The following is a 15,586-nucleotide window of genomic DNA, read 5'->3' as shown; positions in this document are numbered from 1 at the left end:
AAGGAGACCCAGGCTCAGCCGCCGCGACGGTCGAGCTTCTGGATAGGTCCGGTCCACCACCACAGCGCAGCCAGAGACAGCGGCACCAGCGCGGCAACGAGGATGAAGATCGGGGCGTAGGAATGGCGGGTCAGTACCGGCACCAGCCAGGTGGTGATCAAGGTGCCGGCGACCGCCGCCAGGCCGCCCAGGCCTGCCAGCGTGCCCACCGAACGGCCGTCGAACAGGTCGCCGGGCAGGGTCTGGATGTTGCCGATGGCTACCTGGAAGCCGAACAGCACCGCCGCGATTGCCAGCACTGCCAGCAGCGGCTGATTGGCCAGCACAGCACCCAGCAGGGCAGGCGCCATGATCACGCACCCCAGGGTGATGGCCAGCTTGCGGGCGCGGTCCACGCTGTGTCCGGCGCGGATCATGCGACCCGACAGCCAGCCGCCACTGAGGCTGCCCAGCATCGCGCCGACGAAGGGTACCCAGGCGAACAGGCCGATCTGCTTGATGTCGAAGCCGAAGGTTTCAGCGAGATAGATCGGCAGCCAGGACACGAACAGCCACCAGATAGGATCCAGCAGGAAGCGGCAGGCGAGCATACCCCAGCTCTGGCGATGGGCCAGCAGCTCGCGCACGCTGGCTTTGGGCGCCGCCTCTGTCTGTTGCCCGGCCTGGTCTTGCTGGATCAGCCGGCGCTCGGCATCGCTCACCCACGGATGCTTGTCCGGCCCGGCGCGGTAGACAAACAGCCACGGCAGCAGCCACAGGAAGCCGATCGCACCGACCAGCACGAAGGTGCCGCGCCAGCCCAGCCACAGATAGAGGCCGGCGATGGCGGGTGCGGAGACGATCGCGCCGATCGATGCACCCGCGTTGAACACGCCCTGCGCCAACGCGCGTTCGCGCGCAGGGAACCACTCGGCATTGGCCTTGACCGCGCCGGGCCACGCACCCGCTTCGCTGATGCCGAGCATCGCCCTTACCAGGCTGAAGGAGAGCATCGAATGGGTGATCGAGTGCAGCGCGATGGAGATCGACCACACGCTGATCGACAGCGCGAAACCCAGGCGCGTGCCGATCATGTCGAACAGGCGCCCGAACAGGAACTGGCCGGCGGCGTAGAACAGCATGAACACCGTTACCAGCAGGGCATAGTCGTCCTTGGTCGCGCCTACTTCCCTGGCGATCTCCGGCCACATCACCGCCAGTGCATTGCGGTCGATGTAGTTGATGACCGTAGCGACGGCGATCAGGCCCACGATCAACCAGCGCACTGCTGAATGCACCGGCACCTTGCGCAGGTTGGCCACCACGGCAGGGCCGTTCATTTTCCGTCACCCTTGCTGCGGTCCATGCGTGCATGGCTGCCGCTCCAGCGGTAGGCATGGCCGTCCACGGTCACGCTGTGCTCGCCCTTGGCGCTGCTGTCGTCGGCCACGCCGAGGGCGATGCGTGCACCGCTGGCCAGGCGCAGTTCGATCACCTCTGCATCGCTGCTCCGGCTGCGCACGATGTCCTTGATGCGGCTGTCCGCGCCGTGCACGTACTCGGCGGTGCCGTTGTACTCGCCATGCGGCTCCAGCACACTGAAGAAGGTCACGTCCTTCTGGCCTTCCACGCGCTGCAGCAGGGCCGGTTCACGGCGCAGGTTGAACTCCGGATCGTTGGCACCACTTTCCACCAGCAGCGCCTGTGCCGGCGCACTGCTGCCGAAGCGGTAGGTGTAGAAGCGCCCATCCAGCAGCCACGCCAGCGAACGCGATTCGCTGCCGGGCGTGCTGCGTGCATCCAGCCACAGGTGCTGGTAGCCGTTGTCCTTGCCTAGCACCGGGCGCTGGGTGGGGAAGTGTTCTGCCTCGAAGCCGGTGGTGACGATGTGGCCGTTGAAGTGCAGCGGCAGGTCGTAGCGCGCGGCCTTGTCGCCGTGCACCTGCAGCAGGTCCAGCACCACCGGCAGGCCCAGGTCGGGGTGGCGCAGCAGCGCCTGGGTGCGGGTGAACACCACGCCGGGGTAGGCATCGCGCATGGTCGCCGAGGCAACCTGGGTATCGGCATCGGCCTGGAAGAAGCGCACCTGCGGGGCATGCTCCTCGCCGCGCTTCCAGTCGCCCTTGAAGTGGCTCTGTTCGTCCACCACCAGGGTGTTGTGGGCCACGGTCTGTTTGGCCCAGCTGCGGTTCTCGGCCAGGTAGATGCCACCCCGCTTGGCTTCCACGTTGAGGAAGCGGGCAGCGCCGTAGTCAGTCACCACCGGATTGCCGTTGTCGTAGAACAGCCAGTTGAGTTTGTCGAAGTGGCCATGGCCCATGCCCTGCATCGTGTCCTTCTGCACCAGCGCCTGGCCGCGTTCGCCGTTCATGCGCAAGATCGCCAGGCCACCGCGGTCGCCGTCCGGACCATCGCGCAGCAGCATCGGACGGTAATCGAAGGGCCTGGCCTTGTTGGCGGCCAGTGCTTGCGCCACCTGTAGTCCCTCGGGGGACAACAGCAGGCGTTTCTGCTGCTGGGCCACCGACAACAGGCGGTCGTCAGCGGTGCGCGCATAGGCAATGCCGATACCGGCCACCAGTTCCTCGGTATCGATGCCCTTGTCCAGGATGGCATCGTTGATCGGGAAGAACAGGCCGTCATAGCTGGACTGCACCAGCACATCCACGGCCTTCAGCAGCACGCCGTCGCGGCGCGCGAAGATCCTGCGCTGCGGCTCGTTGCGTTCGATGGCGTTGGCGAACAGCAGGAACGGTGCCAGTGCGTAGCGCTGGTAGTACGGGCCTTCCTCGTAATAGCCATCGGGCGAGAACAGCAGGTCGATCTGGCGAAGGAAGCCGAACTGATCGTTCTTCTGGCTGCCGCGCAACGATTTCTCCACCAGCTCAGGGTCGCGCAGCACGTAGCCGGTCATGCCAGTGGCGGCCACCGCCCAGGTGGCATGGTTGTGGATCTGGTCGTAGTTCTTCGGCTCGCTGACGAGGAACTCAGCCATCGGCCGGAACACCTTCGATTCGATGGTGTCGCGGTCCTCGGCGGACAGCGCGTCGCGGATCGCGTCGTAGCCCTGGATGGCGTTGACCAGCCACACCGAATCGTTGAGCACCTGCCAGAACACGCGGCCTGGAATCTGTCCGCGGCCTTCGGGGTGCGGGCCCAGGGTGGGGTAGAGCCTGGCGTACTGCAGCAGCATGTCGCGCGCGTAGTCGACATAGACCTTGTCGCCGGTCAGCCGGTACAGGGTGCCGGCCGCCATCAGGGCCTGGTAGTTGCGCTTGTGCTGTTCATGGGTGCGGCCGCCGCCCTTGTCCTTCGGTACCGGCACGTCGATGCCGGCCTTCATCATCTTCTTCAGCGATTTTTCCGTGCGCGCCTGTTCCTTGGCGAACCACGGGTAGCGGCCGCCTTCGCTGGCCATCCGCTGCCACTGCGCTGCGGTCACCAGCACCGGCGCGGTGTCGGCCTGCCTCGCTGCGGCAGCGGGGGCTGCGAACAGCGGCGCGGCCGGCAGCAGGGCAAAGGGGGTGGCCAGGGCCAGGGAGACGAACAGCGGCTGCAACCTCATCGATCAACTCCATTGCGGGTGCGTGACAGGGCAACTTCGCCCACCTTTGGATACCAGTCGATGCCGGTCGCCTCGCGCGCGGTCATCGCCAGGGCAGGATCGGCGCCCACGGCGGGCAGGGCAGGCGCGGCCACCCACAATCCGCTGGCAGCCTGCTGCAGGCTGACGCCACGCCCCTCTACGCCGCCCGGGAATACGGTGCTGGCTGCCGGTGACTGCACGTTGCCACTGAAGTCGATGCCGGCCAGCGAACTGGCGGCATTCGGCGGGTTCCTGCTGGTGCGGTTGACGATCAGGTTGGCGCTGAAGCGGCTGTTGCTGGCGGCGACCACGATGCCCTTGGCTTCATCATGGCCGACGCCGAAACTGATCTTCGCCACGTCCACGAAGGTATTGCGGTTGATCGTGGCATTCACCACCGGCGCATAGCCGGACAGCGGCGGATCGGCCTGCGCGTCCATCACCGCCAGCGCGGAACGGTTGCTGGAGCCGGCCAATCGTTCGAAGTAATTGTTGCTGACGGTCTGGTCGGCATTGATGATGCGCACGCCGCCGGTGCCGGCCTTGTCGTCGCCCAGGAACACGTTGTCGATCACCCGGTTGCCGTTGCCATGGCGCAGCGTGAGCGCGCCGGCCGAACGGTAGAACACGTTGCCGCGGTAGGTATTGCCGCCGGACTTGTTGCTGATGATCTCGGTCTCGCCGTCGCAGCCTTCGAACCAGTTGTTCTCCACCGTACTGTTGGAATCGCTCAACGAAGTGTCGCTGGTGCCGACGCGGAGGGTTTCGCCGCCGTTGACGCCCAGCGCCGGGCGCGGTCCGAACCAGTTGTGGTCGATGCGGTGCTGGTTGTCCAGGCCCTGGGTGGCATCGCGCACCACCACTACCGTGGGCCCGGCGTTGGTCTTGCCGCGCAGCTGGCTGTGATCCAACCGGTTGTTGCTGCCATACAGCGATACCCAGTAGTCCTGGTCGCTGGCATCGGGGTTGGTGTAGTCATCGATCACCAGGCCGGTCACCCGGCTGTGGCGGGCCACCGCCTTGCTGGATTCGCGGAACGCCACCACCGCATCACCCGGCGTATAGCCGTTGCGGAACACCAGGTTGGACACCTGCAGGTAGCTGCCCGCCAGGCGCAGGTCCGAACGTCCGCTGAGGACGACCTTGCCGGCGGTCTGCGCGCGCAACACGATCGGCGCGGCTGCCGTGCCCTGGCCTTTCAGCAGCAACCGCGCGTCAGTCCAGGTGCCGTCAGCCAACACGATCTCATCGCCGGGCTGCAGCGCCGAGGCGGCGGTGGTGAACTCAGCGACATCGTGGACGAGCCAGCTGGCTGCACTTGCCGCTGAAGTGGTCAGGCACATGGCCAGACCAGTGGTCAGGCAAAACAGTGATGGATTGTTGAGCGGATGTCGAGCAAGCGGACGAATGCGCATGAAATCCTTCCAGAGACGGCCGGGCCGTCGTTTCAGGGTGGGTCTGCATACCACTTCCGGGTCCGTTGTAAGCCAGCTTTCGCGCAAAGTCATGCTGCATGAGCACATTAAATTGCATTCAACTGGTATGGAGTAAAGGCTTTTGAACATTCGCATACCAATTGGTTGACATTTTCATCTCGCCGTGCCGAAGCTGCGTCCCACGCCTGGCATGCAGGCGATCCTTTGGGAGGAGGAAACCATGCGGCGACCCGCCGGAGCAGTGCACAGCATCTCGTTGTCCCCCACACCCCTGATCGTGGCGCTGCTTGCAGTGCTGGCGGGCATGCCCGCGGCCCAGGCGCAGTCCAGCAAGGACGCGTCAGGGCAGGATCCCACCACGCTGGACCAGGTGCAGGTCACCGGCATCCGCGAATCAATGCAGAGTTCGATCAACAAGAAGCGCGACGACACGGTCATCGCCGACGTGCTCTCGGCCGATGACATCGGCGACCTGCCGGCACCGTCGCTGGCCGATGCGATCGAGACCTTGACCGGCGCCGCCTCGACCCGCGACAAGACCGGCGCCTCGGAGATCTCCATCCGGGGCCTGGGCGCCTTCCTCAGCAGCACCAACTTCAATGGCCGCGAGATCACCAACGGCAGCGGCGACCGCTCGGTGAACTTCAACATGTTCCCGGCCGAGCTGATCAACACGGTGGCCATCTACAAGACCCAGCGCGCCGACATCATCGAAGGCGGCGTGGCCGGCACCATCGGCCTGGAAACAGTGCGCCCACTGGAGTACGGCAAGCGTGCAGTGCAGCTGGACCTGCGCGGCAGCTGGGCGGAGTACGACAGCAAGTACCGTGACAAGGACGGCATCGGCTATCGCGGCACCGCCAGCTACATCGATCAGTTCGAGTTCGGCAACGGGCAGAAGCTGGGCATCTCGCTGGGCTTCCAGCGCCTGGACGGCACCGATCCGGAAGAGAGCATTACCAGCGGTTCCACCTGGTATGCCTGCGATGGCACGCAGAACGTGGGCAATGCCAACTGCAACGAAGTGTCCGCGCAGGCCATCGCCAACGGCGCGCCGTACTACCTGGTGCCGAGCAGCCGCATCTACCGGCTCAAGCAGGAGCGCAACGACCGGCAGAGCGAGTTCGCCGCGCTGCAGTGGCGGCCAAATGATGTGGTTGAAGTGAACCTCGATTTCGAGCACACCGAGCGCAACTGGTATGAGAACCGCAGCGATCTGAGCCTGTCCAACGCACGACGCGGCATCACCCAGCGCGAGGTTGACGAAGACGGTATCGTGCGCCACCTGCACGGCAGCACCTCGATTGATTCCACCTCCAACCGCTACTGGCGTGGCGAGGAATACACCGGGGGTGGCCTGAACCTGATCCTGCGCCCGACCCCGGCCTGGGAGCTGTCTACCGATCTTTCCTACTCGCACACCAATCGCCTCGACAGCGAGCGCATGACCCGCCTGCGCGCCAACCAGCGCGACGTCAACAATGCCGTCGTGCCCGGTATCAGCAGTGGTGCCACCGGCTACGTGGACTATGACTGGGACTGGCACGGCGAAGTGCCCAGTGTTGCCCTGGCGCCGAACTTCGATCCCAACAACTGGGACGCCTATACGGGGGCGGCGCGGGTGACCTCCAGCGCCACCGAGAATGACCACAGGATCAAGGCCGGCCGCTTCGATGCCAGCTTCATGCCGGAGTCCGGTTTCTTCACCCGCATCAAGGGCGGCGTGCGCGCCAGCCAGGCCGACTACCGCCTGCGCGACAACACCCTGGTAACCGACTACGACCAGCGCGTGGCGGCCGACAAAGCGAAGATCATCGCCGCCAACCAGGCCTGCCGTGCACCCTTCCCGCAGGATGACTTCATGGATGCCGCCAGCGGCAACACGATCTCCTCGTGGGCGTACTTCGATCCGAACTGCCTGTACCAGTCGTTCCGCGGCAGCCTCGACAGCGGGCTGGATCCGGGTTTCCAGGATCCGAACAATGTCGATATCACCGAGAAGACACGCGCGCTCTATCTGATGGGTGAGTTCAGCAGCACCCTGTTCGGCTTGCCGGTGACCGGCAACCTCGGCCTGCGCTGGGTCAAGACCGATGTTCGTTCTGAAGGCGTGCGTACCGGGCTGCGCATCGAGGACAACGGTGACGGGACGATCCGCCTGCAACCCACCGGCGAGTACAGCACGCAGGTGTTCAAGGCGGGCAACGACAAGCTGCTGCCCAGCCTCAACGCGGCCTTCGAGCTGCGCCCGGACGTGTTGCTGCGGGTCGGTGCATATCGCGCGATGTCACGGCCGGACATTGCCGCGCTGGGTGCCGGGCGCACCATCAACGTGAGCAGTGATGCCACCTACGGCAACCTGGCCGACGCGCTGGATGACATCAGCGCCAGCGGCAACCCCGCCGCGCAGCCGCTGATGTCCTGGAACGGCGACCTTTCCCTGGAGTGGTACCCGAACCCGGACACGATGCTGGCCGGGGCGGTGTACTGGAAGCAGTTCAACGGCGGCACCGCCACTGCGCTGGTGCCGGAGACCTACACCATCGACGGCCAGAGCGTGACCGTGCCGGTGCGGCAGCAGGTAACCACCGACGAGAACAGCACGCTGACCGGCTTCGAGTTGACCGCTACCCATCGACTGTCGTACCTGCCCAAGCCGTTCGACGGGCTGGGTTTCAAGCTGAGCTACAACTACGCCGATGCCGACTATCAGACCCAGGACTCGCGACTGGGCGAGCAGCTGGCCAGCGATGGCACGATCATTCCGGCCATCGTGCCACCGGCTGGCCTGAGTGGTTTCTCGCGGCACGTGCTGTCCGGCTCGATCTACTGGGACGTCGGGCGCTTCAACATCCAGGCCATCGGCAAGTTCCGCTCGCACTACTACCAGGACTTCACCGGCAACACCGCGCAGCAGAACCGCTACTACGATGACAACACCAGCGTGGACCTGCGCCTGCGCTACCGGGTGAACAAGCAGTTGTCGCTGTCGCTGGAGCTGATGAACCTGACCAACGAGCCGCGCGTGGCCTACCAGCCGCTTTATGGGAACTTCCGCGAAGTGGTGACCTACGGGCGGCGTGCGTATTTCGGTGTACGATACAAGTTCTGAACAGGGCGGCGCGGCCAGTGGTCGCGCCGTCGCTCCAACCGGACCCTTGCCGGCCGCGGTGGCAGGGCAGGGACCCGGAAGGAATCGCCAAGGGTCAGCCGCATGTCCGCCAACCGCCTTTACCAGACCATCGCTGCCAAGCTCCGCAAGCTGATCGAGGACGGCGAATTTCCGCCGGGCTCGCGGCTGCCGGGCGAGCGTGAGCTGGCCGAACGGTTCGGTGTCAGCCGGGTCACCATCCGCGAAGCCGAGATCGCACTGGAAGCGCAGGGGTGGATCGCCATCCGCATCGGCTCGGGCGTGCATGTGAAACCGCGCCCGACGCAGGCGTCCGGCGGGCTGCCGGATGTCAGCGCCTTCGACCTCACCGCCGCCCGCGCGGTATTCGAGGCCGAGGCCGCCGCTCTGGCTGCCAGCAATCTGGATGATGCCGGCATTGCCGAGCTGCAGGCGTTGGCCGAAGCGCTGTGCCGTCGCGACCTGAGTGACGCGGAAGCCGGCGAGTACGACCGCCGTTTCCACCTGGCCATCGCACGGCTTTCCGGCAACCCGGTGGTGGAATTCTTCGTGCAGCAGATCTGGCGCATGCGCAGCGAACTGCCGCGGGTGACCGAGGTCTATGCCCGGGTCTGCCATGATGATGGCGCCAGCCGTGCGGACGAGCACATGGCGATCTTCGAGGCCCTGCGCGCGCGTGATCCGGTGGCCGCGCGCAATGCGATGCGCCATCACTTCCAGCGCCTGTTTGAAGCCATGCTGCAGGCGACCGAAAGCCAGGCGCTGGAGGAGATCCGCCGCCGTACGCAGCAGGACCGCGAACGGTTCATGGCAACGACGCGGATCTGAGCGCCGCGTTCAACACAATCGGCGCTGCGACCTTCAGCAGGGCAGCTCGCGCTCGAAGCCTGATGGATATGAGAAATGGGCATGACTGCGCCGATGCCCAGCCTGTCCGCAATGCCTACACTGCCCGCGGGTCATAGACGGCCCGTTGAGAAAGCTGCATACACACAAGGAGCAGGGTATGAAGTTCTCGCTGTTGGGCGCGGCGCTGCCATTGGTGCTGGCACTGAGTGGAGTCCCCGGTGGAAGCGTCAATGCAGGACCGATCGCGGGCACCGCGACCGCCACTGTAGTTACGAAGGCCACGTACGCGCCGGATTCGCTGGAAGCCGGCTACATCGTCGATTGGATCAAACGGAATTCGCCCGCCTACGCACCGGCGTTGCAGACGGGCGAACTGGCCATCTCGCACAGCTATCAGTCTGCTGGCAGCCTGAAGCCGGCCGGTGCGGCGGGCCCGCCTGTTCCATTGCCTGCACGCGGTGTGGAGGGCGAGGTCATCTCGATCTCCAATACCTTGCCGAGCGGTGCTTCCGAGTCGTGGACATACCGATGGTCGAGTGGGTCGTGGAAGCTGATCAAGTACAGCTTTGATGCATGCCAGGGCCCGGCCAGCATCGGTGCGAAGGGATCCGGCACGGAGATCGCTGCGAAGGGACCCTGCATCGACTGAGGGTGACCGGTCCTGGCAGAACTGAACCAGGTCTGCTGCAGAGCAGTGGTACCCCGGGAGATCATCGTCCCGGGGCGCCGCTCCATACCTTGGCGTGCCCTGCATCGTGTCCTTCGAGCATTGACCTCGGCGATCGGGCGGAGATCACCCACGGCCCGAGCCAGTCGCTGGGTCATGCAACCCACGCAGCTTCTTCTTGTTGATCTTGCCCACGCTGGTCCGCTCGATCGATTCCACGAAACTGACCCGTTCCGGAATCGCATACCGTGAGATGTCCCCTGAGCGGCTTCGCGCAGCGACCAGTTCGATGATCTCCGCTTCGGTCACCTCACTGCCAGGCTGCCTGACCACCAGCGGCAACGGCCGCTCGCCCCATTTCGTGTCGGCGATGCCGATCACCGCGACTTCGCTGACCGCCGGATGCAGGGCGATGATGTCCTCCAGGGCGAGCGAGGAGATCCACTCACCGCCGGTCTTGATCACATCCTTGATCCGGTCGGTCACCCTCAGGTAGCCGTATTCATCGATGTTGCCGATGTCCCCGGTATGCAGATAGCCTCCTGCCCACAGTGCTGCAGATGCATCCGGATCGTGCAGGTAGCCCTGGGTGAGCCAGGGTGCGCGCACGACGACCTCTCCGGTGGCGATGCCGTCGTGGGCGACATCCTTCATGTCCGGATCGACGATGCGCAGGTCCACCAGCGGTACCGGTATGCCGGCCTTGGTGCGCAGCGACAGCACCTCATCGGCATCGGTCACGCTGTCCACGTCGATCTGGGCGATGGTGAGCAGAGGGCAGGTCTCGGACATGCCATAGCCGCCGAAGATGTCGATGCCCCGCGCCAGTGCACGCTGCGCCAGCGCACGCGGCAGGGCGGCACCGCCGATGATCACCTTCCAGCCCTCCAGGTCGGTCTGCGCCGCGTCCGGATGCTCCAGCAGCATGTGCAGGATGGTTGGCACGCAGTGCGAGAAGGTCACCTTCTCACGGGCGATCAATGCCAGCAGCGTCGCAGGCAGGTAGCGCCCCGGATAGACCTGCCTGATGCCCATCGCCGTAGCCACGTAGGGCAGGCCCCACGCGTGCACATGGAACATCGGGGTCATGGGCATGTAGACATCGTCGCGATGCAGGCGGCCTTGACGGGGTGCACCGCCAAGCGCGGCCATCGCCGCCAGCGAATGCAACACCAGCTGCCGGTGGCTGAAATGCACGCCCTTGGGCAACCCGGTGGTTCCGGTGGTGTAGAACACCGTGGCACGGGCGTTCTCGTCGAAGTCCGGGAAGCGGACGATCGGCGTGGCATCGCGCAACCCCGCTTCGTACTCGGTGGCGAAGCCTGGCGGCAGTGGACCGCCTGCATCGTCCAGCAGGATGCGCGTGCGCAGGTCCGGCAGCTGCTCGTCGATGGCGTCCAGCAGCGGCAGGAACTCGCGGTTGGCCAGGATCACCCGCGCCCCGCTGTGGTTCAGCGTGTAGGCGATCTGCTCTGGGGCCAGGCGCACGTTCACCATCATCAGCACCGCACCGATCATCGGCACGGCGAAGTAGGCCTCCAGGTAGCGGTTGCTGTCCCAGTCCATCACCGCCACCGTGTCGCCGTGGCCGACTCCCAGCGAGGTCAACAGGCCGGCCAGCTGGTCGATGCGCGCCTGCAGGGTGCGGTAGTCGAATCGGACCTGGTCGCCGTAGACGATCTCCTGTTCAGGGCTCACCGCCAGCGGCATCAGCAGCAGCTGCTTGATCAGCAGTGGATAGGCATTGGCATCGGGAGTGGGGGCGGATGACATGGCATTTCCTCGTGGGCGGCGTTGCGGTCGCCGGCCTTCTCCGCACCACACTAGCAAGCCCTTCCTGCTGCACCAGCGTACCTAGGTACCTGTTCGCGCGCGCACCCGATTTGATAATCTCGCCAGGACATGCCCACCCTGCTCATCGCCGACGATCACCCCTTGTTCCGCGCGGCACTGCATCGCGCGGCGGAAGAGGCGGTCGCCGATCTGCAGATCAGCGAAGCTGATTCGCTGGACAGCGTGCTGGAGGTGATCGAGAACCAGTCGATCGATCTGATGCTGCTGGACCTGCACATGCCGGGCAACCACGGACTGGCCGGGCTGGCCACGATCCGTGCGTTGCAGCCGGGCCTGGCGATCATCATCGTCTCCGCCAACGAGGAGCCGCAGGTCATCCGGCGTGCCATCGACCTTGGCGCCGCGGGCTATCTGCCGAAGAGCTCGGGTTTGAACGAGCTGCAGTCCGCGCTGCAGTCCGTGCTGGAGGGCGAGCGCTGGATCCCGGCGCTGCTGCGCGAACCGGTGGCACGGGTGGCGACGTTCAGCAGGGATGCCGACCTGGCCGCACGCCTGGCCAGCCTGTCGGCACATCAGTACAAGGTGCTGGGGCTGGTGGCCGAGGGCCTGCTCAACAAGCAGATTGCCGACCGGCTGGGCGTACAGCTGCGCACGGTCAAGGCGCACATGACACGCATCATGGAGCGGCTGGGCGTGCGCAACCGCGCGCAGGCCATCCGCGTGTTGCACGAAATGGGATTGGCCGATCCGTCCCGGCAGATCGAAGAACTGCCTGAGCCCTGACCGGTCAGGGCGTGGTGCTGGCCGCCAGCAGGTGGTTGATCGCCCAGCGCAGCGCCAACGGTTTGAACGGCTTGTTGAGCAGGGACAGCCCAACGCCGCGCACCGCCTCGCGCGTATCGCTGCCGGCATCCGCACTGAGGATCACCGTCGGCCGCGGCCCATGCATGCCTACCAGCCGCTTCCACAGCGCAACACCGGTATCGCCATCATCCAGGTGATAGTCGAACAGCCACAGCGCCGCCTCGTGCGCTGACGGTCCGATGTCATCGGCTTGGCCTGCCGCGATGACATCGCAACCCCAGGAAAGCAGCAGCTGCCGCATCGCCTCCAATGCGTCCGGGTCGTTGTCGACCACCAGCACACGGACTCCCTTGAGCGCGCTGCTGCCGGCTGCCGGCGGCGAGCTGCGCGGGGTGGCAGGGGGGGCTGCGCGTTGCACGCTGATCGAGAAGGCCGAGCCGTGCTCGGGCACGCTGCGCAGGTGCAGGGGTGCGTGCAGCAGGTCGGCGATGCGGTGTGCGATGGTCAAGCCCAGGCCCAGTCCCTGGCCGTTGCTGCGATCGACCCGGTGGAATTCCTCGAACACCACCGCCTGCTGCTCCGGAGCAATGCCGGGGCCGGTGTCTTGCACACCGATCAGCAGTGCCTGTCCCTGGCGGCGCACACCGAGCAACACACCGCCATGGCGGGTGTAACGAATGGCATTGGCCAGGAAGTTCTGCAGCACCCGGCGCAGCAGCAGGGGGTCGCTATGGACCCAGGCCTGGCTCCGCACATGGCGGAACTGCAGGCCGCGCGCCGCCGCCAGTACCGCGAACTCCTGCGCGAGCGGATCCAGGACGGTCGACAGCGCGAAGGGGCGCGGATCGGCGACCAGTCCACCCGCCTCAAGCCGGGAGATATCCAGCAGCCCGGACAGCAGGTCGTCGGTGGAGTCCAGCGCACCACGGATCTGGCGCAGGAAACTGTCGAGGAACTCCGATTCGATGTGCTGCGACATCGCATCGGTCAGCAGCTGCGCCGCATGCAGCGGCTGGATCAGGTCGTGGCCGACCGCCGTCAGGAAGCGTGTCTTGGCAACGTTCGCGCGCTCGGCTTCGTGCACTGCCTGTTCCAGCCGTGCGGTGCGGTCCTGCACGCGGCGCTCGAGGGTTTCGTTGCTGCGCTTGAGCGCTTCCTCGGCACGCCGGAAGGCGGTGACGTCGGTGAAGGTGGCTACGTAGCCACCGCCGGGCATTGGATTGCCACGGATCTCGACGATGGTGTTGTCGGGGAAGATCCGTTCGGACAGATGCGGCGTGCCACGCCGCATGTGTGCGGCGCGACGCTGCAGGGCCTTGTCGCGAGAGTCACCAGGGCCGTCGCCGATCTTCAGTTCGGCCAGCGCCCACGCTGTCAGATTGACCACCGGCTGCCCGACCTGCAGCAACTCGGGCGGAAACTTGAACAACGCGGCGTAGCGGCTGTTCCAGGCTACCAGCTGCAGCTGCGCGTCGACCACGCTGATGCCCTGGCTCATGTTTTCCAGCGCCGCTTCCAGCAGGCGCTGGTTGAAGCGCAGCGCCTGGGTGGCTTCGCCTACAGCACGGGTTACCGCATCCAAGGGCGCGGCACCGCCATCGCGAGCGGCCTCCACCAGCAGGCGCGCCATGCCCGCGCCGACCACGGCGCTCAGTTCGCGTTCGATGGTGATGACCCGGTCGTCGTCCAGCAGCTGCCCGGCATGCCCATCCATCAGTTGCCGGGCCCGCTCCTGGCCGAGGAAGCGTCCGGCCGTCCTGCGCAGCGAGGCTGCCGCCACCGCATCCCGTCGTCGCGGCAACGAGGGACGCACCGCGCGCGACACCAGCGCAACCGTCAGCAGGTTGACCGCCAGACTGGCGCCCATGCTGATGGCGATATGGCCCGACTGCAGGCGCAGCGAGACCAAGGACAGCCAGTGCAGGTCATCGGGGCCTGAGGCTGGGGGCGTGGCAGGGATCACCATCGGCAGCAGCACCAGCCACAGCCAGGCCAACGACCCCAGCACGATGCCGGCGATGATGGCCGGAGAGGGCGTGCGCGGGCGATACACCGCCAGCAGGACCGCCGGCGCCAGCTGCGAGAGGGCGGTGAAGGACATCAGGCCGAAATCGCTGAGTGCCTCGGTATCGCTCATCGCCCGGCTGTACAGCCACGCCATCAGGAACACGGCGAGGATGCCGGCACGGCGGAAGGCCAGCACGCGTGGACGCAGGTCGGCCGCTGCGGCACCGCCGGCTATGCCGTCCAGCAACCGTGAGCCGAAGCCATGGTTGCCGAGCATGATCGACAGGGTCAGCCCGGACAGGATCATCATGCCGGTGGCGGCGCTCAGGCTGCCCAGATAGGCCAGCAAGGCCAGCAGGTGGTGGCCACCGGCCTGCGGCAGCGCCAGCACGTACAGGTCAGGCGACACCGATGCGGGCAGCTGCGCGGCACCGGCCAGCGCCATCGGCACCGACGGCAGCCCGATCAGCAGCAGGTAGACCGGGAACAACCAGCGTGCCGTCCTCAGGTCCGAGGTCTGGCGCAGTTCGACCACGCCGACATGGAACTGGTGCGGCAGGGTAAACGCGGAGATCGCCCCCAGCGCGACCATGGTCAGATAGTCCGGCATGATGGCCGGTGGCGGCAGCTGCGCCATCTTTTCCAGCAGCGGCGTGTCCGCCTGGCGCACCGACAGCGCCGCATAGAGGCCAATGGCGAGCAGCGCCACCAGCTTCAATACCGACTCCAGCCCCAGGGCGACCACGATGCCACGATTGGGCTCGGTGGCCGATGCCTTGCGTGCACCGAACAGCAGGGTGAACGCCGCCATCGTCAGGGCGAACCAGAACGACATGTCCAGCTGCGCGGCAGCAGGCGCGAAACGATCGCCCAGCAGCGCGCCCAGGCCCTGACTGACAGCCTTCAACTGCAGGGCGATGTAGGGAATGATGCCGAACAGTGCCACCAGGGTGATGGTGAAGCCGAGGCCGCGATCGGCACGCAGTCGTGCGACGACCAGATCGGCGATGGTGGCACTGTTGTGCTGCTTGGCCAGCCGCCCCAGGCGGAGCAGGAAGGGCAGGCCGAACGCAAAGATCAACGCCATGCCGGCCAGGGTGGGTGGAATCGGGAAGCCCCATTGCAGTCCCTGCGAGGCCGCGCCGTAGTAGGTCCACGCGGTGCAGTGCACGGCCAGCGACAGCGCATAGATGAGCGGCCATGCCTTCGAAAGCCGGTGCCCCCGGCGCTCACCCCACAGCGCCACGCCAAACAGCAGTGCGGTCCATGCAATGCAGGCGAAGAGGACGATGGAGGGCGTCAACATCGCTCCAGTGTAGGGAGAGAACCGGGCA

9 protein-coding genes are annotated in these 15,586 nt (G+C 66.0%); 4 read left to right on the top strand and 5 right to left on the bottom strand.

Translation table 11 applies throughout. The features are described 5' to 3' along the window. Positions 1-14 precede the first annotated feature (14 nt). The 3 genes from ACZK5G_RS11490 to ACZK5G_RS11480 are packed head-to-tail and all read right to left on the bottom strand — an operon-like array spanning position 15 to position 4,980. Positions 15-1,319 (bottom strand): MFS transporter, encoded by a 1,305-nt coding sequence (locus ACZK5G_RS11490; RefSeq protein WP_478463344.1) that lies wholly within the window; start codon positions 1,317-1,319, stop codon positions 15-17. Next, positions 1,316-3,544 (bottom strand): oligoalginate lyase, encoded by a 2,229-nt coding sequence (locus ACZK5G_RS11485; protein ID WP_478463343.1) that lies wholly within the window; start codon positions 3,542-3,544, stop codon positions 1,316-1,318. The genes ACZK5G_RS11490 and ACZK5G_RS11485 overlap by 4 nt, the downstream gene beginning before the upstream one ends. Continuing rightward, positions 3,541-4,980 carry a polysaccharide lyase 6 family protein gene (locus ACZK5G_RS11480; RefSeq protein ID WP_121503334.1) on the bottom strand — a complete coding sequence of 480 codons (1,440 nt, stop codon included), beginning with the start codon at positions 4,978-4,980 and terminating at the stop codon, positions 3,541-3,543. Before ACZK5G_RS11480 ends, ACZK5G_RS11485 begins: the two co-directional genes overlap by 4 nt. A gap of 241 nt (positions 4,981-5,221) precedes the next feature. Here ACZK5G_RS11480 and ACZK5G_RS11475 point away from each other — a divergent pair, with 241 nt between their 5' ends. From ACZK5G_RS11475 to ACZK5G_RS11465, 3 genes are all read left to right on the top strand, one after another. Beyond that, positions 5,222-8,113: a TonB-dependent receptor gene (locus tag ACZK5G_RS11475; protein ID WP_279911831.1), complete on the top strand. Its 2,892-nt coding sequence runs from the start codon at positions 5,222-5,224 to the stop codon at positions 8,111-8,113. Between the two features lie 102 nt (positions 8,114-8,215). Then, on the top strand, positions 8,216-8,959 hold the full coding sequence (locus tag ACZK5G_RS11470; RefSeq protein WP_032127248.1) for a FadR/GntR family transcriptional regulator: 744 nt from the start codon (positions 8,216-8,218) through the stop codon (positions 8,957-8,959). 178 nt (positions 8,960-9,137) lie between these two features. Continuing rightward, positions 9,138-9,629 (top strand): hypothetical protein, encoded by a 492-nt coding sequence (locus tag ACZK5G_RS11465; protein WP_336683609.1) that lies wholly within the window; start codon positions 9,138-9,140, stop codon positions 9,627-9,629. 144 nt (positions 9,630-9,773) lie between these two features. Here the strand turns inward: ACZK5G_RS11465 and ACZK5G_RS11460 are convergent, their stop codons facing one another. Continuing rightward, positions 9,774-11,420 (bottom strand): fatty acid--CoA ligase, encoded by a 1,647-nt coding sequence (locus tag ACZK5G_RS11460; protein ID WP_478463340.1) that lies wholly within the window; start codon positions 11,418-11,420, stop codon positions 9,774-9,776. Between the two features lie 129 nt (positions 11,421-11,549). Between ACZK5G_RS11460 and ACZK5G_RS11455 the strand changes: the two genes are divergently transcribed. Continuing rightward, positions 11,550-12,224: a response regulator transcription factor gene (locus tag ACZK5G_RS11455; RefSeq protein ID WP_032127250.1), complete on the top strand. Its 675-nt coding sequence runs from the start codon at positions 11,550-11,552 to the stop codon at positions 12,222-12,224. A 4-nt stretch (positions 12,225-12,228) separates the two neighbouring features. Here the strand turns inward: ACZK5G_RS11455 and ACZK5G_RS11450 are convergent, their stop codons facing one another. Continuing rightward, the gene (locus tag ACZK5G_RS11450; RefSeq protein WP_478463338.1) at positions 12,229-15,558 is read right to left on the bottom strand and encodes a hybrid sensor histidine kinase/response regulator; all 3,330 of its coding nucleotides are present in this window, start codon (positions 15,556-15,558) and stop codon (positions 12,229-12,231) included. Positions 15,559-15,586 lie beyond the last annotated feature (28 nt).

The organism is Stenotrophomonas sp. 62841_Sma (genome assembly GCF_056482945.1).
The sequence above is the reverse complement of the archived record's forward strand: the minus strand, read 5'-3'. Positions and strand labels throughout refer to the sequence as shown.